This is a genomic window from Cereibacter azotoformans, from assembly GCF_021391315.1.
Taxonomy (GTDB): Bacteria; Pseudomonadota; Alphaproteobacteria; order Rhodobacterales; family Rhodobacteraceae; genus Cereibacter_A; species Cereibacter_A azotoformans.
The window spans coordinates 131,209-155,166 of sequence record NZ_CP090022.1; the positions used below are offsets into that span (position 1 = coordinate 131,209).

Consider the following 23,958-nt stretch of genomic DNA (forward strand, 5'->3'; position numbering starts at 1 on the left):
GGCGGGCCGCCCCGAAAGCGTTACTTGCCCGACAGGGCCGCGGTGAATTTTTCCGAGAAGGCCCCCGCCTCGGAGATCAGCCGCTCGTCGAAGCCCGCGATGACCAGATTGTCGGCGCCGACGATCTCGCCGATGCCCTGATAGGTGTAGCGGACCTGATCCTCCGGCACATCCTCGCGGTAGGGCACGAGGCCACCCTTGCCGATCAGCGTCTGGCCCTCGGTCGAGAGCGCGTAATCGAGGAACAGCTTGGCCGAATTCGGGTTGGCCGCGCCCTTCGGAATGCCCATGCCGCGCAGCATCATGATGGTGCCGTCGTCGGGGAAGGCGAAGCCCAGGATCTCGCCGCCCGGCTGCTCGAGCCGCGGGAAGATGGTGATGCCCGAGACGGCCACGCCGATCACATATTCGCCGGTCGCGATCTTCTCGTTCATCGGCCCGCCCGAGGTCTCGCCGCGGATCATCGGGCCGATGGCGCGCAGGTCGGTCCAGCCGGCCTCGCCCTTGGCATCGAGATAGTTCCACCAGGCCGCCAGACCAAAGCTGTTGCGCGCCGCGTCATAGGTGGTGATCCGGCCGTCGAAGGTGCCGGGATCGGCCACCGCGGCCGCCGCCAGCGAGGCAAAGCCGGTCGGACGCTGGTCCTCGGACAGGAGGGCCGCGTTGTAGGTGATGACCAGCGGATCCGAGGACATCACCGAGACGCCGGGATAGGGCTTGGCGAAGTCCGGCAGATGGGCGAACTCGGGGCTCTCGTAGGCCTCCATCAGCCCTTCCTTGCCGTAGCTGGCCCAGCGGTCGTTCGCCCCCGAAACCAGGATGTCGGCCGTGCGGGTGCTCGAGCCCTTCTCGGCCTCCCAGCGCGAATGCACCGTCCCCGAGCCGAGATCGACGGTCTCGACCCTGATCCAGGGGTATTTGGCGCGGAAGCCCTCGAGGATCGGCGCCCAGTTGTTGTCGGCCATGTTGGAATAGATCATCACGCCGGACTCGCCACGCGACGCCTCGACCAGCGCCGAATAGTCGGCCGGATAATAGTCGGGCAGGTCCTGTGCATGGAGCGCGGCGGGCGCGCCCAGGGCCAGCGCAAGCGCCAGCGTCTTCACCATGGTCATGGTTTTCCTTCTCCTCCCTTGGAAATTCGGCTGCCACGGCGGCGCAACTCCTCGGTCACCTCGGTGGCAGTCTTCAGAACGGCCGCTCCGACCAGCGCCGCATGGGCAGCCAGTCGCGGTTGCGGACCGGAAATGTTGATGGCGCCGACCGGCCGGCCGGTCGCGTCGCGGATGACCGAGGCGGCCCCTGCCGCCCCTTCGACCACGCCCTTCAGATTGAGGAAGAACCCCGCCTCCCGCGCCTTGTCGACCGCCGAAAGGAGAGCCGCCCGCTCCTCGTCCGAAAGGCCCGCGGCCTCGGCATGGGCCTCGAGCGCCGCATCGTCTCCCGCCGCGAGCAGCACCACGCCGCTGGCCACCTTGTGGGCCGCGCGCGTCATCGAGATGTCGCGGTCGTAGCGGATCTCGCGCGCGGGCAGGATCTTGTTCAGATAGCGGATCTGGCCCTTTTCAAGCACGGCGAGAAAGCCGCTCTCGCCGGTCTCCTCCACCGCGCGCGCGAGATAGGGCCCGACCAGCGCAAGAAGCGCCCCCTGCCCGGCCGCGCCGTCGCCCGGCAGGCGGCGCAGCGCGTAATCGCCCGCAGGCAGGCGCTCCAGATAGCCCCGCTCGGTCAGCGACCGAAGCATCAGAAGGGTGCTCGACTTGGGCATGTCGAGAGCGGTCGAGATCGCGGACAGCCCGTAGGGGCCCGGCGTCTCGGCCAGCCACTCCAACAGATCGAGCATCCGTTCGACGCCTCTGCCGCTCATCCCGCTTGACACCCCTCTGCTGTTCACTATACTGAACATCTGCACTATAATGAACTTCTCATTCTGCGTCAACGCGCCGCGAGGGCCTGGCTGCTGATTTTCGCCGGGAGCCGCCCTGCAGGTCATGAAGCGAGCGGCCAAGACCAGGCAATCTTGCAGTGGTGGGCGTGCGACAGCCTTCGCGCGACACCTCGCATGCGCCGCAAGGCAGTCACGAAGGCCAAGTTCGAAGAGACAGCCGCCCGACCGTGACCCGGACAACGATCCGGGCGCCGCTAGGAACCTCGGCCTCGGCGCCGGGACTGCTTGTCGGCTCACGCCGCCCAGGTGACGAAAAGCTCGGCATGCTCGGCCATCACGTCCCGGGACGTGTGGCGGGACAGGAGCTTCTGGGCGGCCTTCAGCCGCTCGATGAAGACCTCGGCGCAGATCAGGACCAGGCTCTCTCCCCGGCTGGGACGGCCACGGTGGATCCGCCCCACAGTGCCGATCAGCGCGAACTTGAGATCGAGACATGTCCCGCCCGCGGCGTCCCTGCCAAAGCGGCCATCCAGGCCGAGAATTTCCGAGCGCACGTCGTCGATTGCAGGCCCGTCCTCGAAGCGCGCGCCGACCGTGCTGCCGATCAGGCTGCGAATTCTTCCCTCGCGGATGCCGTGGCGGGCGGCGACGGCCTCCAGCGCCTCGACCAGATCCTCGCTCGGGCGCACGGGCCACGACGGGATCGCCGCCCTGAGACCGACCCGCCACCGGCACGAAGAGCGTGCGTCGCCACCAGTTCGACGATCGTCGCGTCCCCGCCGATCGCCTCCAAGGCCACTTCGCCTTGAAAGCGCGCTGCACCGTTCCCTCTTTCCTGGCACGCTGCCCGTCCCGTCCATCAACGGCACTAGCTTTGCCGACTGTCCGGGGCCGACCTCACTTCGGAAGGGATGCCCTCAGGCGCTCCGTTTGCCGAGACCGCATCCGCGCGTTGCGATCCGCGACGACGGCCCTGATGAGCGACAACCAAGTTGGCCGAAACCGTCAGGCAAGTTGGCCGCTGGGTTCAGCCGGAGGACGGGCGTAGCCCGTCCCGGAGGCTGAACCCAGCGGCTGGCCCTCGTTTCGGGGGAGAAGGGTAGGTGCTGGCCGCTGCGGGCCGGTAGGGTCGAGGTCTCTGCTACCAAACGGAGATCCGACCGTGCCGGGCAAACCCGTCACCGACCAGCAAGTGAGAGTCTACATGACCGACCGTCTCCAGCACAGCCAGCGTGTCGCCGCCGCCCGCGCCGGCTTCAGCGAACGCACCGCCCGCCGCATCGATGCCGATCCGCGCCTTCCATCGCAACGTCCGGCCCCCCGGGGCCGCACCGTGCCCGACCCGCTCGAGGCGGTGTGGGAACCGGTGCTGCTGCCGATCCTCGCGCGTGATCCAGCCGTTCAGGCCGTCACCCTGTTGCGGCACCTTCAGACGAGCGATCCGGAGGCCTTCCCCGACGACCGCGTGCGCCGGACGCTCGAGCGGCGCGTCCGCGACTGGCGTGCCCTGAACGGACCCGAGCGCGACGTGATCTTCCGCCAGACGCCGGAACCCGGCCGGATGGCGCTGTCGGACTTCACCGATGCGAACGAACTCTGCGTGACGATCGCGGGGCAGCCGCTTGAGCAGCGCCTCTACCACTTCGTCCTGGCCTACAGCGGCTGGGAACATGCCGCCGTGGTGCTGGGCGGCGAGAGCTTCCCGGCGCTGGCCGAGAACCTCCAGAACGCGCTCTGGACCCTTGGCGGAGTGCCTGGCGAGCATCGCACCGACAGCCTGTCCGCAGCTTATCGGAACCTCGATGCCGAGGCCGCGGCGGACGTCACCAAGCGCTATGACGCCTTCTGCGCCCACTACGGCATGCTCGCCAGCCGCAACAATCCGGGCGAGGCGCACGAGAATGGATCTGTCGAGGCCCACAACAACCACCTGAAGGTCGCCCTTGATCAGGCCCTGATCCTGCGCGGCTCCCGCGACTTCGCCGATCTCGCCAGCTGGCGCCGCTTCGTCGATGAACTGGTTGCTCGACGCAACCGCCGGCGCGAGTCCGCGGTGCGCATTGAGATGGCGGCGCTCAGGCCGCTGCCGGCCCGGCGCACCACCGACTTCACCGAGGTGGTCGCGCGGGTCACGAAGACCGGGGGCTTCCTGGTCCACCAGGTCTTCTACTCGGCGCCCTCCCAACTGATCGGCAAGCGGTCGAACCGGAGGTTCGCCTCCGGCGAAACGGGTCCATGTCTACGACGACCGGATCGAGGCCTTTCTCGGAGCGACCCCTGTCGTCACGCACCCCCGCCGTCGCGGCCGCGATGACGGCACCCGCGTCCACTGCGTCAACTATCGCCATGTCATCCACGCCCTGCGCCGCAAGCCGCAGGCGCTGGCCGGTTCCGTTTACCGCGACGGCCTGTTCCCGCGATCGGAATACGCCGAGGCCTGGGTCGCGTTGTCCGCCGCCTTGCCGCGTCGCGACGCCTGCCGTCGCATGGTCGATCTGCTGTGGCTCGCCCATGAGGAGGGCTGTGAGGCTGAACTGGCCGCGCTGATTGCCCAGACCCTCGGTCATGGCGAATTGCCCGAAGCCCATGCGCTAAGGAGTAAGCTGGAGCCGCGCCGGCGCGAGCTGCCCGACGACACGCCCGTCAACCTCACCGATCTCGCCCGCTTCGACGAACTGCTGGAGGCGCGCGCATGACCGCCGCTGCCCCGCGCCCCGTCGATGTGCATGCGTTGCCCGCCATGCTCACGGCTCTCCGCCTGCCCAGCATCCAGCGCCACTGGACGATGCTCGCAGACCGCGCCGACGCCGAGGGCTGGCCCGCGTCGCGCTTCCTCGCAGCTTTGGCCGAGGTCGAGCTCGCCGATCGCGATGCCCGCCGCATCCAGCGCCATCTGCAGCAGTCCGAACTCCCCGGCGGCAAGACGCTGGCAACGCTCGACTTCAAGGCACTGCCCGGCGTGACCCGGGCCCGCATCGAGGCGCTGGCCGCCGGGGATTGGGTTGAGACCGGCGCCAATCTCATCGCCATCGGCAACTCGGGCGCCGGCAAGAGCCACGTTCTCTGTGCCATCGGCCATGCTCTCGTCGAGGCCGGCAAGCGCGTCCTCTACACCCCCACCACCGACATCGTGCAGAGGCTGCAGGCCGCCCGCCGCGATCTGGTCCTCGAGGCCGCACTCGCGAAGCTCGACAAGTTCGACCTGATCATTCTCGACGACATCACCTACGCCCAGAAGGACCAGGCCGAGAGCTCGGTGCTCTTCGAGCTCATCGCCCGGCGCTACGAGACGCGAAGCCTCGCCATCGCCGCCAACCAGCCGTTCAGCGCCTGGAACCGCGTCTTCCCCGATCAGGCCATGACCGTCGCCGCCATCGACCGGCTGGTTCACCACGCCACCATCCTCGAGATGAACGGCGAGAGCTTCCGCCGCCGCGCCGCCGCACGACGCCGATCCTCCGAGCCTGTCGCTGCGCCGACAGCCTCCAGCGACAACATCGGCGTCGAAGCCACCGACAACATCAACGACAAGCTTAGGGAGATCAGCGCCGAGTAACACCAACGACCGCAGCGGTCAAAACCGGCCATCCTGGTTGTCGGTCACGGCCAAGAAGGTTGACGCTCTACACGGCCCGGCGACTCAAGTCCGCAGCTCGCGATTGCGGCACAGTTCGGACGGCCCGCAGAGGCTGCTCATCGGTCACGTCTCCTTGCGCGGCCTGAATCACGCGAACCGCCCTAGGCAAAGGGTCTGGAGCCTATGCAAGGCGGGGCAAGACCGACACGTCCGATGTCGAAGCCATCTGCGACGCGGTCCGCACGAAGAGCTGCACGCTCGGCCGGTCGGAAACGCCGGCTGAACATCTCTGCCCCAGACACACGTCGGCGGCGCATCGCGTCCCGGCCGGGGGTGACAGGGGCCGGCAATTCGGCCAAAGTCGCCGGCATCCGACCTCGCACCCTCCCGGAGCCCCATGAACCCACGCCTCCTCGCCCTCGGCCTTGCGGCGCTGCTGCTCTCTTGCGGCCGGCCCGAAGTCACCGCAGAGCTGCCCTCCGGCCAGACCGTCACCATTGCCCCGCCGAGCTTTGGGGACGCCAAGCCGCACCCGTGGGCCGGGCGCGCGCCCTCGACCTATCCGGTGCACGGCATCGACGTCTCGCGCTTTCAGGGTCCGATCGACTGGCCCACCGCCGCCTCGGCGGGCGTCTCCTTCGCCTTCATCAAGGCAACCGAGGGCGGCGACCGGCTGGATGCCGCCTTCCACGAGAACTGGCGCGGTGCAGGCCGCGCTGCTGTGCCGCGCGGCGCGTACCATTTCTTCTACTTCTGCCGCCCGGCCTCGGAACAGGCCGAGTGGTTCATCCGCAACGTGCCGAACGCGCCGCGCGCCCTGCCCCCGGTGCTCGACATGGAGTGGAACCCCTTCTCGCCCACCTGCACCTTCCGGCCGGAACCGGCCGTCGTCCGCGCCGAGGCGCTGACCTTTCTTCGTCAGGTCGGGCAGCACTATGGCAAGCGCCCGATCATCTACACGACCGTGGATTTCTTCGAAAGCAACGAGATGTGGCGCCTGACGGGCTACGACTTCTGGCTGCGCTCGGTCGCCGCGCACCCGCACGAGCGCTACAACGGCCATCCCTGGACCTTCTGGCAATATACCGGAACCGGCATCGTGCCCGGCATCGACAAGATCACCGACATCAACGTCTTCAACGGCAGCGCCGCCCAGTGGGCCGCCTGGCTTGCGCGGAACCTGCGCTGAGCCCTTCACGCTGGTCCAAATATCCTCGGGGGGACGCCGTCGGCCCCGGCCGGCGGCGCGGGGGGGCAGACAGCCCCCCGGCCTTCCGGTTCAGCCGTCCTGCCGGATCCGGGCATTCTTCGGATCGTAGGGTGAATCCTCGGCAACCACGGCCTCGTATGTCTCGCGGAACATCCGCACCTGCAGCTTCGTGCCCACCTGGGCCAGGTCGGGGCGCACATAGCCCATGCCGATCTGCTTGCCGAAAGCCACCGACCAGCCGCCCGAGGTCAGGCGGCCCACCTTCTCGCCGTTCAGCAGAAGCGCCTCCTTGCCCCAGGGATCGGCATCCGCCGGCCCGTCGATCAAGAGGGTCACGCATTTCGACCGGATGCCGGTGTCGAGCATCGCCTGCTTGCCCTGGAACTCCTTCGAGAGGTCGATGAAGCGGTCCAGCCCCGCCTCCATCGGTGTCGCGTCGCGGCCCAGTTCGTTGCCGAAGGCGCGGTAGCTCTTCTCCTGCCGCAGCCAGTTCTGCGCCCGCGCGCCCACGAGCTTCAGCCCGTGCGTCTCGCCGGCCTTTAGCAGCAGGTCCCAGAGATAGGTGGACATTTCGATCGGGTGGTGCAGCTCCCAGCCCAGCTCGCCGGTGTAGGCCACGCGCACCGCGCGCACCGGGCACATGCCAAGCTCGATGGTGCGCCAGGACAGCCAGGGGAACCGCTTGTTCGACAGCACCGTCGCGGGATCGGCGTCCTTGACGATCTCGTTCAGGATGGCGCGCGCGTTCGGCCCCGCCAGCGCGAAGACGCCCCATTGCGTGGTCACGTCGTGGATGTCGATCCAGCCGAAGTCGGCGATCTTCTCCTCGGCGCATTTCCGCAGGTAATCCGCGTCATAGGCCGTCCAGGCGCCGGCCGAGACGAGGTAATATTCGTGCTCGGCGAGCCGCACGATGGTGTATTCGGTGCGGGTCGTGCCGGTGGGCGTCAGCGCGTAGGTCAGGTTGATGCGCCCCACCGCCGGCAGCTTGTTGCAGGTGAACCAGTCGAGGAACGCCGTGGCACCCGGGCCGCGCACCAGATGCTTGGTGAAGGCGGTCGCGTCGATCAGGCCGGCGGTCGCGCGCAGCGCCTCGGCCTCTTCGCGCGCGAAGGGCACCCAGGCGCCGCGGCGGAAGCTGCGGCTGTCGTGGTCGAAACCGGGCGCGGCGTCCCGCGGGCCGTAGTAGTTCGGCCGCTCCCAGCCGTTCACCTGCCCGAACTGCGCGCCGAGCGCCTTCTGCCGGTCATAGACCGGCGCGGTACGCAGCGGACGGCAGGCCTCGCGCTCTTCGTCGGGATGGTGGAGGATGAAGACGTGCTCGTAGCATTCCTCGTTCTTCCGCGCGGCGTATTCGGTCGTCATCCACGAGCCGTAACGTTTCGGGTCCAGCGAGGCCATGTCGATCTCCGCCTCGCCTTCCGTCATCATCTGCGCGAGGTAGTAGCCCGTGCCGCCCGCCGCGGTGATGCCGAAGCTGAAGCCCTCGGCCAGCCACATGTTGCGCAGGCCAGGCGCGGGGCCGACCAGCGGGTTGCCGTCCGGCGTGTAGCAGATCGGGCCGTTGTAATCGTCCTTGAGCCCCACGGTTTCCGAGGACGGGATGCGGTGGATCATAGACATGTATTCCGCCTCGATCCGCTCCAGATCCAGCGGGAAGAGGTCGGCGCGGAAGCTTTGCGGCACGTCATAGAGGAAGCGCGCGGGGGCGTTGCGCTCGTAGGGACCGAGGATCCAGCCGCCGCGCTCCTCGCGGACGTACCACTTGGCGTCCGCGTCGCGCAGGACGGGGTGCTGGGGGTTCGACTTGCGCCACTCGACGAGCGCGGGATCGGGCTCGGTCACGATATACTGGTGCTCGACCGGGATCGCGGGGATCTTGATGCCCAGAAGCCGCGCGGTGCGCTGCGCGTGGTTGCCGGTCGCGGTCACCACGTGCTCGGCGTGGATTTCGAAGGTCTCCTCCGAAGCGACCAGGTTGCCGCCCTGCTCGACCATCCGCGCGCAGGAGACGATCCATTCGCTGCCCGTCCAGCGATAACCGTTGACCTGGATTCGGCGCTCGATGGTGCAGCCGAGCTGCCGCGCGCCCTTGGCCATCGCCTGCGTCACGTCGGCGGGGTTGATGTAGCCGTCCTGCGGATGGAACAGCGCGCCCTTCAGATCCTCGGTCCGCACCAGCGGCCAGCGCTCCCGGATCTGCGCGGGGGTCAGGAATTCGTGATAGACGCCCGCGGTCTCGGCCACGCTCGAATAGAGCATGTATTCGTCCATCCGCGCGTCGGTCTGGGCCATGCGCAGGTTGCCCACGACGTAGAAGCCGGGGTTCAGACCGGTCTCGGCCTCGAGCCCCTTGTAGAAATCGACCGAATACTTGTGGATGTGGGTGGTGGCGTAGCTCATGTTGAAGAGCGGCAAGAGCCCGGCCGCGTGCCATGTGGAGCCCGCCGTCAGCTCGTCGCGCTCGACCAGCATCGTGTCCCAGCCCGCCTTGGCGAGATGGTAGGCGATGCCGGTCCCGACGGCGCCGCCGCCGACGACAAGGGCTTTCACATGGGTCTTCATCCGCGCACTCCGTCACCGCAGGGTTTGCCGCATCAATGACTCATCGCCGCGGTTCGGGACAGGTGGGCCCGACATTTGGCGTCCGAAAACGACATGCGCCCCGGATGACGGGATCGGGACGCCCGTGGGCCGCCGTCGCCGGGGGGCCTTGCGCCCCCCGTCCGCCGCCCCGCGCCGGGGCGCGGCCCGGCGGACTTCGCCTGCGGCGAAGCCCCCCGCAGGATATTTGGACAGAGTGAAAGGATCAGGTGCGGCGCAGGAGCGCCGAGACGAGGAAGGCGAGCGCCGCGGCCGCCACGATCGAGGGACCGGCCGGCGTGTCGAAGGTGAGCGAGGCGCCAAGGCCCGCGATGCTCGCCCCTGCCCCGATCAGCGCCGCCAGCAGCGCCATCGGCTCGGGGTTGCGGGCGAGACCGCGCGCCGCCGCCGCCGGGATGATGAGCATGGCCGAGATCAGCAGCGCCCCCACCACCTTCAGCGCGACCGCCACCGTGACCGCGAGGGCAAGCGTCAGGATCAGCCTCTCGCGGCCGGGATCGATGCCCGAGGCGGCCGCCAGATCCTCGTTGATCGTGGCGGTGAGAAGCGCCGTCCAGCGCCAGATGAGGAGCGCGAGAACCAGCGCCGCGCCCATCCAGATGAAGGCGAGATCCGGCAGCGACACCGCGAGGATGTCGCCAAAGAGCCAGGCGGACAGGTCGGTGCGCACCGACGGAAGGAAGCTGACCGCCAGAAGGCCAAAGGCGAGCGCGGAATGGGCCAGCACGCCCAGCATCGTGTCCATGGCCCAGCCGCGGCCGCTGAGCATGGCAACGGTCGCGGCCATCACCAGCGCGACGATCAGCGTGCCCAGTCCCACCGGCAGCTCCGTCGCAAGCGCGAGCGCCACGCCGAGGATTGCCGCATGTGAGGTGGCGTCGCCAAAATAGGCCATCCGGCGCCAGACGACGAAGGCCCCGAGCGGCCCCGCCGCGGCCGCCACGCCAATGCCCGCGAGCGCTGCGCGGATGAGGAAATCGTCAAGCATGGTGGTGATGATCATCGTGGGTATGGTCGTGATCGTGTTCGTGGCGGTAAAGCGCCAGCACCCCCTGCGTCCCGTGGCCGAAGAGCGCGCGGTATTCCGGCGCGTTCGAGACCACGCGCGGTGTGCCCTCGCAGCAGACATGCCGGTTGAGGCAGATCACCCGGTCCGAGGCCGCCATCACCACATGCAGGTCATGGCTGACCATCAGCACGGCGGCGCCCGTGGTCGAGCGGACCTCCTCGATCAGGCGGTAGAACGCGGCTTCGCCCGGCTGGTCGAGACCCTGCGTCGGTTCGTCGAGCATCAGAAGCTCGGGATCGGTCAGGAGGGCCCGCGCGAGAAGCACGCGCTGGAACTGCCCGCCCGAGAGGTCGGCCAGCTGCCGGCCCGCCACGTCGGGCACGCCCACGCGGCGCAGGGCGGTCTCGACCTCGGCCGTCCCGTGCCTGCGGGGAAGCGACAGGAATCGCGCCGCGGTCAGCGGAAGCGTTCCGTCCACCTGCAGCCGCTGGGGGACATAACCGATCCGCAGGCCCGGCTTGCGCCTCACGGAACCGGCGGCGGGCGGCAGGATGCCCAGAAGCGCGCGCAGAAGCGTGCTCTTGCCCGACCCGTTCGGGCCCACGATGGTCACGATCTCGCCGGGCGCGACCGCGAGGCTCACGTCCGACAGGATCTCGTCCCGGCCGCGCCGCACGGCCAGGTGATGGGCAGCAATGAGGCTCATGCGGCCTCCCGGCAGGCGGGGCAGAGGCCCACGGCTTCGATGTTCGTCCGTTCGATCACGAAGCCCAGCTGCCCGGCGGCCGCGTCGAGCGCGGCCCGCACCGGTTCGGCCGGGGCCTCGGCCACCGCCCCGCAGCGGCTGCAGATCAGGAAGGCGGGCGCATGGGCCTCGCCGGGATGCATGCAGGCGGTGAAGGCGTTGAGCCGACGGATGCGGTGCGCAAAGCCCTGCTCGACGAGGAAATCCAGCGCCCGGTAAGCGACGGGGGGCTTGTTGCCGAACCCTTCCTGCGCCAGCCGGTCCAGCACCTCGTAGGCGCCGAGCGCCCGATGCTCCTCGAGCAGGATCTCGAGCGTCCGCCGTCGGACGGGTGTGAGACGCAGGCCCGCCGCGGCCGCCACCTCCTCGGCATGCGAGAGGATCGAGGCCGCGCAACGGCTGTGATCGTGCGGCTCGAAGGCCGCCGCCCCTCGGGTCCGGGCGTCCATCCACTGTCCCCCATTGACGTGTTACGTTATAACCACATAAACCTGTGCCGATCCGAAGGAAAGGCAGCCCCATGCGTTATACCATACCACTCGCCCTCGCCAGCCTGATTGCAGCCCCTGCCCTTGCCGAGGTGCCTCGCGTGGTCACCGACCTGCCGCCGGTCCATTCGCTGGTGGCGCAGGTCATGGGCGATCTCGGTCAGCCGACCCTGCTGCTCGACCGCGGGGCCGATGCCCATTCGTTCCAGTTGCGTCCAAGCCAGGCAAAGGCGCTGGCCGATGCGGATCTCGTGGTCTGGGTCGGACCGGACATGACGCGCTGGCTCGAACGGGCACTCGCAGGGCGCAAGGGAGAGGAAATCCGTCTGTCCACGCTCGAAGGCACGCATCGGCAGGATTTCGGGGACACGGCCGGCCACGACCATGACCATGACCATGACCATGACCATGACCATGACCATGACCATGACCATGAGGGAGAGCACAACCATTCCGCCGTCGAGGATGCGCATGACGACGAGCATGGGCACGAGGGCCACAGCCACGAGGGCCTTGACCCGCATCTCTGGCTCGATCCGGCCAACGCCAGGCAGTGGCTGGCCCATGTTGCCGACGCGCTGGCCGATCTCGATCCGGCCAATGCCGCAACCTATGCCGCGAATGCCGAGGCGGCGCGCGCCGACGTTGACGCGCTGGACACGGAAACGGCTCAGCGGCTCGAGGCGGCCCGCGGCCAGCCGTTCTATGTCTTCCACGACGCCTACGGCTATTTCGCAAGCCACTACGGGTTGACCATCGCCGGCAGCATCTCGGCGGGCGACGCCGCGTCGCCGGGGGCCGCGCATCTGTCCGAGCTGCGGGCGGCGATGTCGGGCGAGTCGCGCTGCATCTTTCCCGAGGCGCAGCACGATCCAAGGCTCGTGCAGCAGATCGCCGAGGACACGGGCGCCCGGATCGGCCCGCCGCTCGACCCCTCGGGCAGCTCGATGGAGCCGGGTCCGCGGCTCTATGGCGACCTCATCCGCGGACTTGCCGACGGGATCCTCTCCTGCGTGGCGCCTTGACCTCGTGCCACCCCCGGCGCAGCCTTGCGGCCTGCATCGGAGGCGGGCATGACCATCACACGCTTCGGCACCGCCCCCGACGGGCGGGCCGTCCAACGCATCACGCTTCAGGCCGGCCGCCTGCGGGTCGCACTTCTCGACCTCGGGGCCATCCTGCAGGACGTGCGCCTTGCGGGGATCGACTGGCCGCTGACGGCGGGTGCCCCGGAGCTTGCCGCCTACCTCGGCCCGTTGCGCTGGTTCGGCGCGATCGTCGGGCCGGTGGCCAATCGAATCGGAGGCGCCTCGGCCCGGATCGGCGGGCGCGACGTGAGGTTCGAGCCGAACGAGGGTCCGAACCTTCTCCACTCGGGTCCGCAGGGCTTTCATGGCCGCCTCTGGCAGGTGGTCGAAGTCGGATCGTCGCGCGCGCTCCTCCGCCTCGATCTGGCGGACGGCATCGACGGCTTTCCCGGCAACCGGCGGATCAAGGCCGAGTTTACCCTGACACCGCCGGCCACGCTCCGGCTGGTGCTGACGGCCGTCAGCGACGCCCCGACGCTGATGAACCTCGCCAACCACAGCTACTGGACGCTGGATCCCGAGCCGGGGATCGGTGGCCAGCACCTGCGCCTTGCGGCCGGGCACTGGTTGCCGAGCGCCGACGGTCTGCCGACGGGCGAGATCCGGGCCGCCGAGGGCGCCTTCGATCTGTGCAGCGGTCGACCGCTCGGACCCGCGGAAGAGATCGACCACAATTTCTGTCTGGCCCACAGCCCGCGCACCCTGACCGAGGTGGCCCGCCTCACCGGCCGGTCCGGCGTCAGCCTGACGCTTGCCACGACGGCGCCGGGGCTGCAGGTCTACACCGGGCGTGACATCGACAGCGGTGAACATGCCGGCCATCACGGCCGCCCCCTCCGCGCGTTCGACGCCCTCGCACTCGAGCCGCAGCTCTGGCCCGATGCCCCGCACCACCCGGCCTTCCCGTCGATCGACCTTCAGCCGGGGGCGCTCTTCCGGCAGGAGACCCGGTTCAGCTTCTCGGCCTGAGGTCGCGCGAGCCGGGCACCGTCCCCTTGCGGCAACCCCGCAGGGCTGCATCGACATGCGACACCTGTTTTGCCCGCTGCGGATCCTCCGGCGGCCGGCCGCGGCATTGCCTTTTGCGCAACTTGTGATTGCCGCGCCGGCACGGTCTGTTCGCGCCATCCTTGGCATTCCTGCCAGAAAAGAAGATGACGCTACGATCCTTCTCCGCCTTGACCGATCAGGAGCCGCTGTTCCGGGACCTTGCGCCCGCGGGCAGCTATGTGGCGCTGCGGGTGGGCTTTCTGGCGCCCGAGGAAGAGTCGAACCTCTTTCCATCGGAGTGGATCCGTTTCTACACGACCCACGCCTACGGAATGAAGGACCCGCTGACGCGATGGGCGGCCACCGCCAACGGCGCCACGCGCTGGAGTTCGGTGACCCTGCCTGACGAGGCGGGCGTGATGGCGGCCTATCGCCTCCACGGGCTGCGCTACGGCTGCGTGATCGGCCTGCCCGCCCGCATCTCGCGCAGCCGCAAGCGAACCTTCGGCATCTTCGCCCGCAGCGACCGCGAGATGACCAACGCCGAGATCGGCGCGCTCAGGGCGAGCCTTGCGGAACTCCATGCGCCCGAACGCGATGCCCTCACGCAAAGCCAGGCCGAGGTGCTGCGGATGCTGAGCGAGGGCGTCCGATACAAGGAGATCGCCTGGCGGCTCGGCATCACGGAAGGCGCGGTCAAGGCCCGCTTCAAGGCCGCCTGCCAGCGCCTCGGCGCCCGCACCGCCGTTCAGGCCGCCAACATCGCCCAGAAGCGCGGGCTTCTCTGACCGCTTTTTCCGTGGCGTCCGCAGCCGGTGCGACGGAACAGGCACGGGTGGCGGACGTTGGACCGGCTCTGGCAAATGGAGGTCCATGATGAGTACCCAGTCCTACACCCCCGACACGGCCGCCGCGGACGCGCTCGAGGCGCTGCACGACCGGAGCGTTGACGTGCTGGCGGGCTTCGACACCATGGTCGGGAAGGCCGAGCCAGAGTTCCGCCCGCTGGCCATGCGGTTCCAGGAACTGCACCGCCGGCACTCGACCGAACTGGCGGGCCTTCTTGCCGCGGCCGGGCGCACCCCCGGCAACGAGGGCACCTTCATGTCCACCGTGAACCGCGCCGTGGTCTCGCTGAGGTCGATCTTCGACGACATCGACGAGGACATTCTCGCGCAGGTCGAGAGCGGCGAGCAGCATGTCCTCGACGCCTTCGACGAGGCGCTGGCCCAGCCGCAGGTCCCCGATGCGCGCGCGAAGCTGAGCGACATGCGGCAGGAACTTGTCCGCCTCCTCGACGAGGCCAAGGCGGCGCGAGCCTGAGCCTGAGCCTGAGCCTGAGCCTGAACCGCGCGCTCTGGGCGAGGACGGTCCCCGACCATCGGAACGACCTTGCCCGCGGCAGGCGAGCCGGTGCGGCCACTTGACGCGGCGGCACCGGCCACTAGTTCCCCCGGAGGCCACCGGGGGAGGCAGCCATGCTCACACTGTCCGTCAACGGTCGCGACCTCAGTCTCGACGTCGATCCCGACACGCCCCTTCTGTGGGTGCTGCGCGATGAGCTGCGCCTGACCGGCACCAAGTTCGGCTGCGGAATGGCCCAATGCGGAGCCTGCACGGTGATGCTGGACGGATTGCCCACGCGCTCGTGCGTGACGCCGGTCGGCTCGGCCACGGGCGCGAGAGTCACCACCATCGAGGGCATGCGGGGCCGCGAGATCGAAGCGGTTCAGGCCGCCTGGGCCGCCATCGACGTGCCCCAGTGCGGATGGTGCCAGTCGGGACAGGTGATGTCGGCCACCGCCCTGCTGCGCGAGACGCCCAAGCCCAGCGACGCGGACATCGACCGGGCCATGAGCGGGAACCTCTGCCGCTGCGCGACCTATCTCAGGATCCGGCAGGCGATCCACGCGGCAGCCCGCACGCTGGAGGGTTGAGCCATGCCGATCCTCTCTCGCCGCAATTTCCTGTCCGCCGGCGCGGGCTTCACGCTTCTTCTGGTGCTGCCGGTGCGCTCGGGCCGGACGCAGGGCGGCCCGCCTGGCCTGCCCGCCACGCCGAACGCCTTCATCCGGGTGGGTGCGGACGACACCGTGACCGTCATCATCAAGCATCTCGAGATGGGTCAGGGCCCCTACACGGGCCTTGCGACGCTGGTCGCCGAAGAGATGGATGCGGACTGGAGCCAGATCCGGGCCGAGGCCGCCCACGCCGACGATGCCCTCTATCGCAACCTCGCCTTCGGCGTTCAGGGAACCGCCGGTTCCACCGCCATCGCCAACAGCTACATCCAGATGCGCAAGGCGGGCGCTGCGGCCCGTGCCATGCTGGTGGCCGCGGCGGCCGCGGACTGGGGCGTGCACCCCTCCGAGATCACGGTGCGCGCGGGCCGTCTGTCGCATCCGAGCGGCCGGGAGGCGGGCTTTGGCACCTTCGCCGCGGCCGCGGCTGGGATGGAGGTGCCGCAGGACCCGCCCCTCAAGGATCCGGCCGACTTCGTCCTGATCGGCACGAATGTCCCGCGGCTCGATTCCGCCGCCAAGTCGAACGGCACCGCGGAATTCACGCTCGACCTCTACCGCGAGGGGATGCTGACGGTGGTGGTCGCCCATCCGCCCGCGTTCGGGGCGACGGTGGCCTCGTGGGACGATGCCGAGGCGATGAAGGTGCGGGGCGTCGAGATGGTCCGCCAGATCCCCTCCGGGATTGCCGTCTATGCGCGCAACACCTTCGCCGCGATCAAGGGGCGCGAGGCGCTGCAGATCCAATGGGAGGAGGCCAAGGCCGAGCGCCGCAGCACGGCCGAGATGTTCGAGGACATGTCCGAGGCGCTGGAAGGCGCCCGCGTGGTCGAGCAATCCGGCGAGGCGGATGCGCTCGACGGGGCCGCCGAGCTGCTCGAGGCCGAATACCGCTTTCCCTATCTCGCCCATGCGCCGATGGAGCCGCTCGACGCGGTGATCGAGGTGACGGACGGGCGCGCCCAACTCTGGTATGGCTGCCAGTTCCCCGCGATCGACCGGCCGATCGTGGCGCAGACGCTGGGTCTTGCCACCGATGCCGTGCGGATCAACGTGCTCTTTGCCGGCGGCTCCTTCGGGCGGCGTGCGCAGGGCGACGGGCATTTTGCGGCCGAGGTCGCGCATGTGGCGCAGGCCGCGGGGCGTGACGGCGCCTTCAAGCTGCTCTGGACGCGCGAGGATGACATCCGCGGCGGCTACTACCGGCCCGCCACGCTCCACCGCCTGCGGGCGGGGCTGGACGCCGAGGGCCGCATCGTCGGCTGGGAGAACCGGATCGCCAACCAGTCGATCATGGCCGGCACGGCGCTCGAGGCCTTCATGCAGAACGGGCTCGACCCCAGCTCTTACGAGGGCTCGAACGACCTGCCCTACGCGGTGGGCGCGCGGCGCATCGCGTGGGCGCGCGTGGACAGTCCGGTGCCCGTTCTCTGGTGGCGGTCGGTGGGCCACACCCATACCGCCTTTGCGGTCGAGGTCTTCCTTGACGAGGTGCTCGAGCGGGCGGGTAAGGATCCGGTGCGGGGTCGGCTCGAGCTGCTCGGGCCCGAAGCCACCCGCCATCGCGCCGTTCTCGAAAAGGTGGCGGAGTTCGCGGACTGGAAGGGGCGCACGCGCGAGGGGCGCGGCTATGGCGTGGCCCTTGCCAAGAGCTTCGGCAGTCATGTCGCCCAGATCGTCGAGGTGGAAAACGGCGGCTCTCTCCCAAGGGTCACGCAGGTCTGGTGCGCCATCGACTGCGGCGTGGCGGTCAATCCCGACATCATCCGCGCGCAGATGGAGGGCGGGATCGGCTATGCCCTCTCGGCCGCGCTCTACGGGGCCATCACGCTCGACGGGACCGGGCGCGTGCAGCAGTCGAACTTCGACAGCTACCGTCTGCTCAGGATCGAGGAGATGCCGCAGGTGCATGTGGCGATCCTGCCATCGGCGGAACCGCCGACCGGCGTGGGGGAACCCGGCGTGCCCCCTCTCGGGCCGGCCGTGGCGAATGCCTGGCGCGCCCTGACCGGGCGGCCCGTCCGTCAACTTCCCCTCGCGCAACTGCCGGCCTGAGCGCGCCGGCCGGCCTCGCCCATCGGTTTCGTCACCGCAGCCACGCCTCCGGCTGGACGTCCTGCCGCCCTTTTGCGATCAGTCGGACATCAGCGACATCGAGGGAAGCGGGATGAGCAAGACGATCTACATTCTGAACGGGCCCAACCTGAACCTGCTGGGCCAGCGCCAGCCCGAGATCTACGGCCACGACACCCTCGCGGATGTCGAGCGTGCCTGCGCCGCCGTCGCGGCCGAGAAGGGGTTCGAGATCCGGCTTTTCCAGTCCAACCACGAAGGCGCCATCATCGACACGATTCACGAGGCGCGCCACTCGGCCTGCGGCATCGTCATCAATCCCGGCGCCTACACCCACACCTCCGTCGCGATCCTCGACGCGCTCAACGCCTTCGACGGGCCGGTGATCGAATGCCACATCTCGAACATCCACAAGCGCGAGGGCTTCCGCCATCATTCCTACGTCAGCCTGCGGGCGGACGGGGTGCTGGCGGGACTGGGGGTCGAGGGCTACGCGCTGGCCGTGCGCCGGATCTGCTCGCTCTGCTCGAAGTAGCCGGCAGCCAGCGCCGGGGCGCGGCTCGTTTCGCCAGGGCGGCACGGACCCGCGACGAGGTGGAACAGCAGGCCCGCCGGCGAAGTTGTGCCTCCGATTGCCGCCCCTGTGCGGCGTGCCGGCCGGAAGGCCCTCGGGGGGAACCATGCAGAACGAGCCGACGGGCGAGCCGGTCACAGGCGTGGTCGCGGCCCGGGATGCACCGCCAGCGCCCGCCCCGACCGGGCCCGAGACGGTGCAGCTCAACCATCTCGTCGCGATCCGCAGGCTTCTCGGGTTCATCCTGCTCGTTCTCGTCATCATGGGGCTCTATTTCGCCCGCGACGTGATCCTGCCGCTGATGATCGGGCTGCTGATCGCGCTGACCTTCAGCCCGGTCGTGCGGTCGCTGCACCGGATCGGCATCGCGCCTCCGGTGACGGCAACGGCGCTGATCGTCTCGCTGGCCGCGGTGATCGGGATCGGAGCCTTCATCCTGAGCGGCCCGGTCTCGGACTGGATCAGCCAGGCGCCAAGGCTGGGCGACCAGCTGCGCGAGCGGGCGCAGACCCTGCTCGCGTCCTTCGAGGCCGTGCAGAACGCCTCCGAGCAGGTCTCGGAACTGGCCAATGATGCCGAGGATCCGACGGTGCAGCGGGTGGCGGTGCAAACGCCGGGCATCCTGTCGTCGGCGGTGGGCAGCGTCGCCTCCGTGCTCACCACCACGATCGTGACACTCGTGCTGGCGCTGTTCCTCCTGGCCTCGGGCGATCTCTTCTACATCAAGCTCATCGAGGCCTTTCCCCGCTTCGGCGACAAGAAGCGGGCCCTGCGGATCGTCTATGGCATCGAACGGCGGGTCTCGCGCTACCTGCTGTCGGTCACGATCATCAACGCAGGCCTGGGCGTCGTCATCGGCCTCGCCATGTGGGGAGCGGGAATGCCAAGCCCGATCATCTGGGCGATCGGGGCCTTCCTGCTCAACTTCCTGCCCTACATCGGGGCGATCTCCGGCGTGGCGCTCTCGGCCGCGGTGGCGATCGTCCATTACGATCACCTGTCGCAGGCCTTCCTCGTGCCCGCGCTCTATCTTGCGGCCACCGCGATCGAGGGGCAGCTGGTGACGCCGATCGTGCTCGGGCGCCGGCTCGAGCTGAACACCGTCTCGGTCTTCGTCACCGTCATCTTCTGGGGCTGGCTCTGGGGTGTGCCGGGCGCCCTGATCGCGGTGCCGTTTCTCGTCTGCCTCAAGGTCGTCTGCGACAATGTCGAGGCGCTGCACACGTTCGGAAACTTCCTCGGCGCCCGCGAGCCGCTGCCCGAACTGGAAGCCGAGCCGGCCGAATGAGGGAACCGCCGGCGCCTCCGGCCGTTCGCCCCGCAGACCCTGAACGGAGAATCTTCCTTGACCGTCATCTGGACCATCATCATCGGCTTTGTCGCGGGCGTCATCGCCAAGTTCCTGCATCCGGGAGACAATGAGCCGTCGGGCTTCATCCTGACCACGATCCTGGGCATTGCCGGCGCCTTCGTCGCCACCTGGCTCGGGCAGGTCGTGGGCTGGTATGGTCCGGGCGAAGGCGCGGGCTTCATCGGCGCCATCCTCGGCGCGATCCTCGTGCTGATGATCTGGGGCGCCCTCACCCGCAAGCGGGGCTGACCGCGCCCGCCTTATCGCATTCCGTGCGCCATCCCGGCCGCCTCGGGCATCCGGCGCAGGGCGAGCATCGACCAGGCCCCCAGGAACGGGCCTGGCACCAGCGCAAGAAACACCCAGCGCCAGCCGATGATGCCGGCCAGCAGCGGCAGCGCCCAGATGGTGAAGATCGTCAGGGCAAAGCCCACTCCCATCTGGAAGGCCAGCGCCGAGCCCACCAGATGCGGCGGCGACAGTTCGGTGACCGCGGCCGAGAACTGCGCGCTGTCGGCCACGACAGCGAGCCCCCAGAGCAACGCCAGCCCCACGAGCAGCCAGGCCGGGCCGCTCCAGGCCAGACCGATCGCCAGCGCGCAGCAGCCCGAGACGCCGAGGGCGAGGGCGGTCGTCCGGCAGCGCCCGATCCGGTCCGACAGCAGCCCGCCCAGCACGCAGCCGGGGGCGCCCGCCGCCAGCACCGCAAAGGTCAGAAGCGAGAGGTTGCCCAGCCCGAGCCCCGCCTCGGAAGCCGCACGGGCCCAGGCCAGGAACCAGCCCCACATCGCGTAAAGCTCCCACATGTGGCCGAAATATCCGAGGTTGGCCGCCATGACCGGGCGGTTGCGCAGGATCGAGAGCGTCTGGCGCAGGTCCACGCGACCGGCTCGGCCAAAGGGATGGGGCCCATCTCGCAGCGCCAGCCCGAAGATCGGCGCCGCCGTCAGGCTGAAGAGGCCGGCGGCCGCGATCACCAGCCGCCAGTCGAGGACCTCGCCCACGCCCCGCACCAGATGGGGCAAGGCGGAACCGAGGGTCAAGGCCCCGATCAGGCAGCCGAGCGCCAATCCCCGGCCGCGCAGGAACCATGTGGCCATCAGCCGGATCGCCGGAGGATAGACGCCCGCCAGGGCGATCCCGGTCACAAGCCGCGCGGCGATGGCCGCCGCCGGGCCGGGCTCCAGCAGGAGGATGAGGGTCGAGGCACCCGCGAGCGCGGCGGCCCCTGCCATCAGCCGGTTGGGATGCAGCCGGTCAGGCAGCCCCAGGACGCTCGAGGCAAGTGCGCCGATGACAAAGCCGGCCTGCACGCCGTTCGTCAGCCAGGCCGCCTCGGAGGGCCCGAGGCTCCAGCGTGCGACAAGCTCCGGCATGACGGCGGTGGCGGAGAACCAGGTGGAAAGCGACAGGACAAGAGCGGCACAGGCCACTGCGAGAAAAGCCCAGCGGTTGCCGCTCATGCCTCACCTGCGCCCATGCGATCCTGCCCCCGGTTCCTGCCGCAAGGGCATCATCGCGGGCTTTTCGCGCTTCGCCAATGGAATTGCTTCACCACGGCGGACGGAGCGCGACGCAGAAATGAGTTTTCATCGGCAGATCGAAAATCTCTCCCACCGTCGCTCACCGGGGAAAGAGCGCAAGGCTGGCGGTCCGGGCGGCGGCAGGCGCCGCCCGGCCGGTTGGCAAGAGCCCTCAGAGGCTCCGCGCGCGCTCGACGGCGTCCATGCAGGCGGCTTCGTCGCCGCGGGCGAGCGCGCTGCGCGCCTCTTCGATGGCGCCTTCGCGGGTGGTGGCACCTTCCGCCGACGCGCCTTCGGCCGCCATCGACTCGCCGCTCTGCTGGGCGGCCGCGTCGTCGCCCGACATGGCGATGGTCGAAGTGTCGGTGCCGCCGCCGCCCGGTTGCTCGAGCGGGGCCAGCGAGCCGTCCTTGGCGATGGCCTCACCCTCGCCCGAGCCAGCCGCCGTGCCCGACCCGCCGGCCGCCATGTCGGACCCGCCCACCGCATCCGCCGTTCCCGGCCCGGTCGAGCTGGTGCCCGTGGTGCCGCCGGCCGTATCCGTTCCGCCCGTGGTCGATCCCGCCGTGCTTCCGCCCGTGGTGTCGGTTCCGGCCGCCCCACCGGCCATGTCGGTTCCGCCCGTGGCCGATCCCGCCGTGCCCGTCGTGTCGGTTCCGGTCGTCCCGGTGGTGCCGCTGGCTGCGGTATCGGTTCCGGTCGTCGAGCCGGACGCGCCACCGGCCGAAGCCGTGTCCGATCCGCCCGACGTGCCAGAGCCCGTGCTCTCCGTGCCCGTGGCCGCGGTGCCGGCCGCTCCGCCACCGGCCGTCATGTCGCTGCCCGTCGTGGACATGTCCGAGCCGGTGGCGCTTGCCGTGGCATCGCCCCCGGCCGCGGCACCGCTCGTGGCCGGCATGTCCGCCGCCCCGCCGGTGAGGGACGCCAGTTCATCCGCGCAGTCGGCATGGGCCGCCGTGGCACCGATCAGGGCCAGCGCGCAGGTCGTGAGTGTCAGGCGTTTCATGGATCTCCTCCTCTCCAAGATGGAGGCGTGCAACCGCGGGGGCCGGCGCTTGTTCCGGGCAAAGCGCCGCGCCGCGGGGCGGGCCTTTCCCGCGCCCCTCAGGACGGAAAGGAATTTCGCCGACTTCCGAGATGGCTCGGCGGCCCCCGGCGGGCGAGGACCGCCATCGATCCAGTGGGATCAGGACGCGGCGACCTCGGCACCCACATAGACGGGATTGCCCTGCCGCAGCACCTTCAGCAACAGGACCCCGCGGCCGCGCGCCTCCGCCACGGCCGAGGCAAGATCCCGCGGCGTCGCGATCGCACGCCCCCCGGCCTCCTCGATCACGTCTCCGGGCGCCAGCCGGTCGGCGTTCGGGCCGGCCGGATCGACCGCCGTCACCACCACGCCCGAGGCATCTTCGGGCAGTCCGAGTTGCCGGGCCAGCGCAGGCTCCAGCGGCTGAACCTCGAGCCCGAGCGGCGCGCCCAGCCCCTCCGGCGCGGCGGCCGCGGCGGGCTCCAGCCGGTCGGCCGACAGTTCGCCGATCGTGACCGTCATCTCACGCTCGCGCCCGTCGCGCTGAACGGTGAGCCGTGCCTCCTCGCCGTTCGGGATGGCCGCGATCAGCCGGGGCAGGCTGGACCGCTCGCCGATCTCCTGCCCGTTGACGGCGGTGATGACATCGCCGCTCTCGACGCCTCCCGCCTCGGCCGGGCTGTCCGGCTGCACCTCGGCCACGAGCGCCCCCCGGCTGCCCTCGAGACCCATCGCCTGCGCGATCTCGGGCGTCAGGGGCTGGATCGTCACGCCCAGCCACCCGCGCGAGACCGAACCCGTTTCCTGCAGCTGCGCCACGACATCCCGCACCGTGTTGGCCGGGATCGAGAAGCCGATGCCAACCGAGCCTCCCGTGGGCGAGAAGATCGCCGTGTTCATGCCCACCACCGTGCCGCTCGTGTCGAAGAGCGGTCCGCCCGAGTTGCCCCGGTTGATGGCGGCATCGGTCTGGATGTAGTCGTCATAGGGGCCGGAGTTGATGTTGCGCCCCATGGCCGAGACGATGCCCGACGTGACCGTCCCGCCAAGGCCGAACGGGTTGCCGACCGCCACGACCGCATCGCCCACGCGCAGCCGGTCGCTGTCCCCGAACTCGACGAAGGGCAGATCACTCGCATCCCGCAGCCGGATCACGGCAATGTCGGTCATGGGATCGGCGCCCACCATCTCGGCCTTGAACTCGCGCCCGTCCTCGAGCTTGACGGTCATGTCGGTGGCATTCTCGACAACGTGGTTGTTGGTCACGATCACGCCGTCCTGCGAGATCAGGAACCCCGACCCGAGCCCGTGCATGACGCGGTCCCGCTCCGGCGGGGCGGGCATGCGGAATTGCGGGTCGATCTCTCCGAAGCGGCGAAGGAACTCCTCGAGCGGGGATGCCGCCCTCGGGGCCGGCTCCTGCGACTTGGCGGACACCTCGATGAAGACGACGGCCGGCGAGACGCGGGCCACGAGATCGGCGTAGCCCTGCATCGGCACCTCGGCGTGGGCAGGCGCCACCGGCAGCGCGGTGCCGACGGCCCCTCCGGCAAGGAGGGTGCTGGCAATCAGGACGGCCTTCAGCGAGGATCGGGGGGTGGGCAGGGACATGAAAACTCTCCTTGGGTTGACCGGCGCCTGTCGGGCCAGCGGCTGGAACCGACGCGGCGCGTCCGGGCCTCGACACCAACATGGGCTGCAAGCTTGCGGGTCCGCTTACGGGCGGATTACCATTCCGTAAGCTCGCACGGACGTGATCCCAGACCTCGCGGCGCGAACCTTACCAAACG

Annotated in this window: 21 protein-coding genes and 1 pseudogene; 12 read left to right on the forward strand and 10 right to left on the reverse strand. The window is 69.5% G+C overall.

Annotation, left to right across the window (positions count from 1 at the left end):
* Positions 1–20 precede the first annotated feature (20 nt).
* The 3 genes from LV780_RS15710 to LV780_RS15720 form a co-directional block, all read right to left on the reverse strand.
* Entirely contained in the window at positions 21–1,115 is a 1,095-nt protein-coding gene (locus LV780_RS15710) for an ABC transporter substrate-binding protein (RefSeq protein ID WP_011910102.1), read from the reverse strand.
* The gene (locus LV780_RS15715; protein ID WP_233864140.1) at positions 1,112–1,843 is read right to left on the reverse strand and encodes an IclR family transcriptional regulator; all 732 of its coding nucleotides are present in this window, start codon (positions 1,841–1,843) and stop codon (positions 1,112–1,114) included. The genes LV780_RS15710 and LV780_RS15715 overlap by 4 nt, the downstream gene beginning before the upstream one ends.
* 338 nt (positions 1,844–2,181) lie before the next feature.
* Positions 2,182–2,577: a PCC domain-containing protein gene (locus LV780_RS15720; RefSeq protein ID WP_233864142.1), complete on the reverse strand. Its 396-nt coding sequence runs from the start codon at positions 2,575–2,577 to the stop codon at positions 2,182–2,184.
* Positions 2,578–3,050: 473 nt separating this feature from the next.
* Here LV780_RS15720 and istA point away from each other — a divergent pair.
* The 3 genes and pseudogenes from istA (at position 3,051) to LV780_RS15735 (ending at position 6,654) form a co-directional block, all read left to right on the forward strand.
* Positions 3,051–4,584, forward strand: a pseudogene (gene istA / locus LV780_RS15725) (IS21 family transposase).
* Positions 4,581–5,444 (forward strand): IS21-like element helper ATPase IstB, encoded by an 864-nt coding sequence (gene istB, locus LV780_RS15730; protein ID WP_101339570.1) that lies wholly within the window; start codon positions 4,581–4,583, stop codon positions 5,442–5,444. Before istA ends, istB begins: the two are co-directional and overlap by 4 nt.
* Before the next feature lie 418 nt (positions 5,445–5,862).
* Positions 5,863–6,654 (forward strand): glycoside hydrolase family 25 protein, encoded by a 792-nt coding sequence (locus LV780_RS15735; RefSeq protein ID WP_108221200.1) that lies wholly within the window; start codon positions 5,863–5,865, stop codon positions 6,652–6,654.
* A gap of 90 nt (positions 6,655–6,744) precedes the next feature.
* Here the strand turns inward: LV780_RS15735 and LV780_RS15740 are convergent, their stop codons facing one another.
* The 4 genes from LV780_RS15740 to LV780_RS15755 all read right to left on the reverse strand — a co-directional run bounded on the left by LV780_RS15740 (position 6,745) and on the right by LV780_RS15755 (position 11,482).
* Complete coding sequence (locus tag LV780_RS15740) at positions 6,745–9,240, reverse strand: GcvT family protein (protein ID WP_108221199.1); 2,496 nt, start codon at positions 9,238–9,240, stop codon at positions 6,745–6,747.
* Positions 9,241–9,484: 244 nt separating this feature from the next.
* Positions 9,485–10,267: an iron chelate uptake ABC transporter family permease subunit gene (locus LV780_RS15745; protein WP_108221198.1), complete on the reverse strand. Its 783-nt coding sequence runs from the start codon at positions 10,265–10,267 to the stop codon at positions 9,485–9,487.
* Positions 10,260–10,994, reverse strand: coding sequence for a metal ABC transporter ATP-binding protein (locus LV780_RS15750; RefSeq protein ID WP_108221197.1), 735 nt, complete (start codon positions 10,992–10,994; stop codon positions 10,260–10,262). The genes LV780_RS15745 and LV780_RS15750 overlap by 8 nt, the downstream gene beginning before the upstream one ends.
* Entirely contained in the window at positions 10,991–11,482 is a 492-nt protein-coding gene (locus LV780_RS15755; protein WP_011910095.1) for a transcriptional repressor, read from the reverse strand. The genes LV780_RS15750 and LV780_RS15755 overlap by 4 nt, the downstream gene beginning before the upstream one ends.
* A 71-nt stretch (positions 11,483–11,553) precedes the next feature.
* On the opposite strand from LV780_RS15755, the gene LV780_RS15760 reads away from it, so the two are divergent.
* The 9 genes from LV780_RS15760 to LV780_RS15800 all read left to right on the forward strand — a co-directional run bounded on the left by LV780_RS15760 (position 11,554) and on the right by LV780_RS15800 (position 19,867).
* On the forward strand, positions 11,554–12,546 hold the full coding sequence (locus tag LV780_RS15760; RefSeq protein ID WP_117345057.1) for a zinc ABC transporter substrate-binding protein: 993 nt from the start codon (positions 11,554–11,556) through the stop codon (positions 12,544–12,546).
* Between the two features lie 48 nt (positions 12,547–12,594).
* Positions 12,595–13,578 carry an aldose epimerase family protein gene (locus tag LV780_RS15765; protein WP_108221195.1) on the forward strand — a complete coding sequence of 328 codons (984 nt, stop codon included), beginning with the start codon at positions 12,595–12,597 and terminating at the stop codon, positions 13,576–13,578.
* Positions 13,579–13,763: 185 nt separating this feature from the next.
* A complete protein-coding gene (locus LV780_RS15770) occupies positions 13,764–14,387 on the forward strand; it encodes a helix-turn-helix transcriptional regulator (RefSeq protein ID WP_011910092.1) in 624 nt (207 codons plus the stop codon).
* Between the two features lie 88 nt (positions 14,388–14,475).
* On the forward strand, positions 14,476–14,922 hold the full coding sequence (locus tag LV780_RS15775) for a ferritin-like domain-containing protein (RefSeq protein WP_108221208.1): 447 nt from the start codon (positions 14,476–14,478) through the stop codon (positions 14,920–14,922).
* Between the two features lie 155 nt (positions 14,923–15,077).
* Entirely contained in the window at positions 15,078–15,536 is a 459-nt protein-coding gene (locus LV780_RS15780; protein ID WP_101340925.1) for a (2Fe-2S)-binding protein, read from the forward strand.
* A 3-nt stretch (positions 15,537–15,539) separates the two neighbouring features.
* Complete coding sequence (locus tag LV780_RS15785) at positions 15,540–17,675, forward strand: xanthine dehydrogenase family protein molybdopterin-binding subunit (protein ID WP_117345056.1); 2,136 nt, start codon at positions 15,540–15,542, stop codon at positions 17,673–17,675.
* Between the two features lie 112 nt (positions 17,676–17,787).
* Positions 17,788–18,228, forward strand: a complete 441-nt coding sequence (gene aroQ, locus LV780_RS15790; RefSeq protein ID WP_011910088.1) for a type II 3-dehydroquinate dehydratase — start codon at positions 17,788–17,790, stop codon at positions 18,226–18,228.
* A 145-nt stretch (positions 18,229–18,373) separates the two neighbouring features.
* Positions 18,374–19,555, forward strand: coding sequence for an AI-2E family transporter (locus LV780_RS15795; protein ID WP_011910087.1), 1,182 nt, complete (start codon positions 18,374–18,376; stop codon positions 19,553–19,555).
* A gap of 57 nt (positions 19,556–19,612) precedes the next feature.
* Positions 19,613–19,867: a GlsB/YeaQ/YmgE family stress response membrane protein gene (locus LV780_RS15800; RefSeq protein ID WP_011910086.1), complete on the forward strand. Its 255-nt coding sequence runs from the start codon at positions 19,613–19,615 to the stop codon at positions 19,865–19,867.
* Between the two features lie 11 nt (positions 19,868–19,878).
* Here LV780_RS15800 and LV780_RS15805 read toward each other — a convergent pair whose 3' ends face one another.
* The 3 genes from LV780_RS15805 to LV780_RS15815 all read right to left on the reverse strand — a co-directional run bounded on the left by LV780_RS15805 (position 19,879) and on the right by LV780_RS15815 (position 23,779).
* A complete protein-coding gene (locus tag LV780_RS15805; protein WP_108221193.1) occupies positions 19,879–21,081 on the reverse strand; it encodes an MFS transporter in 1,203 nt (400 codons plus the stop codon).
* 232 nt (positions 21,082–21,313) lie between these two features.
* The gene (locus LV780_RS15810; protein ID WP_108221192.1) at positions 21,314–22,147 is read right to left on the reverse strand and encodes a hypothetical protein; all 834 of its coding nucleotides are present in this window, start codon (positions 22,145–22,147) and stop codon (positions 21,314–21,316) included.
* A 180-nt stretch (positions 22,148–22,327) separates the two neighbouring features.
* Positions 22,328–23,779, reverse strand: coding sequence for a DegQ family serine endoprotease (locus LV780_RS15815; RefSeq protein WP_108221191.1), 1,452 nt, complete (start codon positions 23,777–23,779; stop codon positions 22,328–22,330).
* Positions 23,780–23,958: the final 179 nt, after the last annotated feature.

Bases quoted from the DNA above. Each gene is read 5' to 3' on its own strand.
- LV780_RS15710 (WP_011910102.1), bottom strand. From the start codon at position 1,115: ATGACCATGGTGAAGACGCTGGCGCTTGCGCTGGCCCTGGGCGCGCCC.
- LV780_RS15715 (WP_233864140.1), bottom strand. From the start codon at position 1,843: ATGCTCGATCTGTTGGAGTGGCTGGCCGAGACGCCGGGCCCCTACGGG.
- istB (WP_101339570.1), top strand. From the start codon at position 4,581: ATGACCGCCGCTGCCCCGCGCCCCGTCGATGTGCATGCGTTGCCCGCC.
- LV780_RS15735 (WP_108221200.1), top strand. From the start codon at position 5,863: ATGAACCCACGCCTCCTCGCCCTCGGCCTTGCGGCGCTGCTGCTCTCT.
- LV780_RS15740 (WP_108221199.1), bottom strand. From the start codon at position 9,240: ATGAAGACCCATGTGAAAGCCCTTGTCGTCGGCGGCGGCGCCGTCGGG.
- LV780_RS15745 (WP_108221198.1), bottom strand. From the start codon at position 10,267: ATGCTTGACGATTTCCTCATCCGCGCAGCGCTCGCGGGCATTGGCGTG.
- LV780_RS15750 (WP_108221197.1), bottom strand. From the start codon at position 10,994: ATGAGCCTCATTGCTGCCCATCACCTGGCCGTGCGGCGCGGCCGGGAC.
- LV780_RS15755 (WP_011910095.1), bottom strand. From the start codon at position 11,482: ATGGACGCCCGGACCCGAGGGGCGGCGGCCTTCGAGCCGCACGATCAC.
- LV780_RS15760 (WP_117345057.1), top strand. From the start codon at position 11,554: ATGCGTTATACCATACCACTCGCCCTCGCCAGCCTGATTGCAGCCCCT.
- LV780_RS15765 (WP_108221195.1), top strand. From the start codon at position 12,595: ATGACCATCACACGCTTCGGCACCGCCCCCGACGGGCGGGCCGTCCAA.
- LV780_RS15770 (WP_011910092.1), top strand. From the start codon at position 13,764: ATGACGCTACGATCCTTCTCCGCCTTGACCGATCAGGAGCCGCTGTTC.
- LV780_RS15775 (WP_108221208.1), top strand. From the start codon at position 14,476: ATGAGTACCCAGTCCTACACCCCCGACACGGCCGCCGCGGACGCGCTC.
- LV780_RS15780 (WP_101340925.1), top strand. From the start codon at position 15,078: ATGCTCACACTGTCCGTCAACGGTCGCGACCTCAGTCTCGACGTCGAT.
- LV780_RS15785 (WP_117345056.1), top strand. From the start codon at position 15,540: ATGCCGATCCTCTCTCGCCGCAATTTCCTGTCCGCCGGCGCGGGCTTC.
- aroQ (WP_011910088.1), top strand. From the start codon at position 17,788: ATGAGCAAGACGATCTACATTCTGAACGGGCCCAACCTGAACCTGCTG.
- LV780_RS15795 (WP_011910087.1), top strand. From the start codon at position 18,374: ATGCAGAACGAGCCGACGGGCGAGCCGGTCACAGGCGTGGTCGCGGCC.
- LV780_RS15805 (WP_108221193.1), bottom strand. From the start codon at position 21,081: ATGAGCGGCAACCGCTGGGCTTTTCTCGCAGTGGCCTGTGCCGCTCTT.
- LV780_RS15810 (WP_108221192.1), bottom strand. From the start codon at position 22,147: ATGAAACGCCTGACACTCACGACCTGCGCGCTGGCCCTGATCGGTGCC.
- LV780_RS15815 (WP_108221191.1), bottom strand. From the start codon at position 23,779: ATGTCCCTGCCCACCCCCCGATCCTCGCTGAAGGCCGTCCTGATTGCC.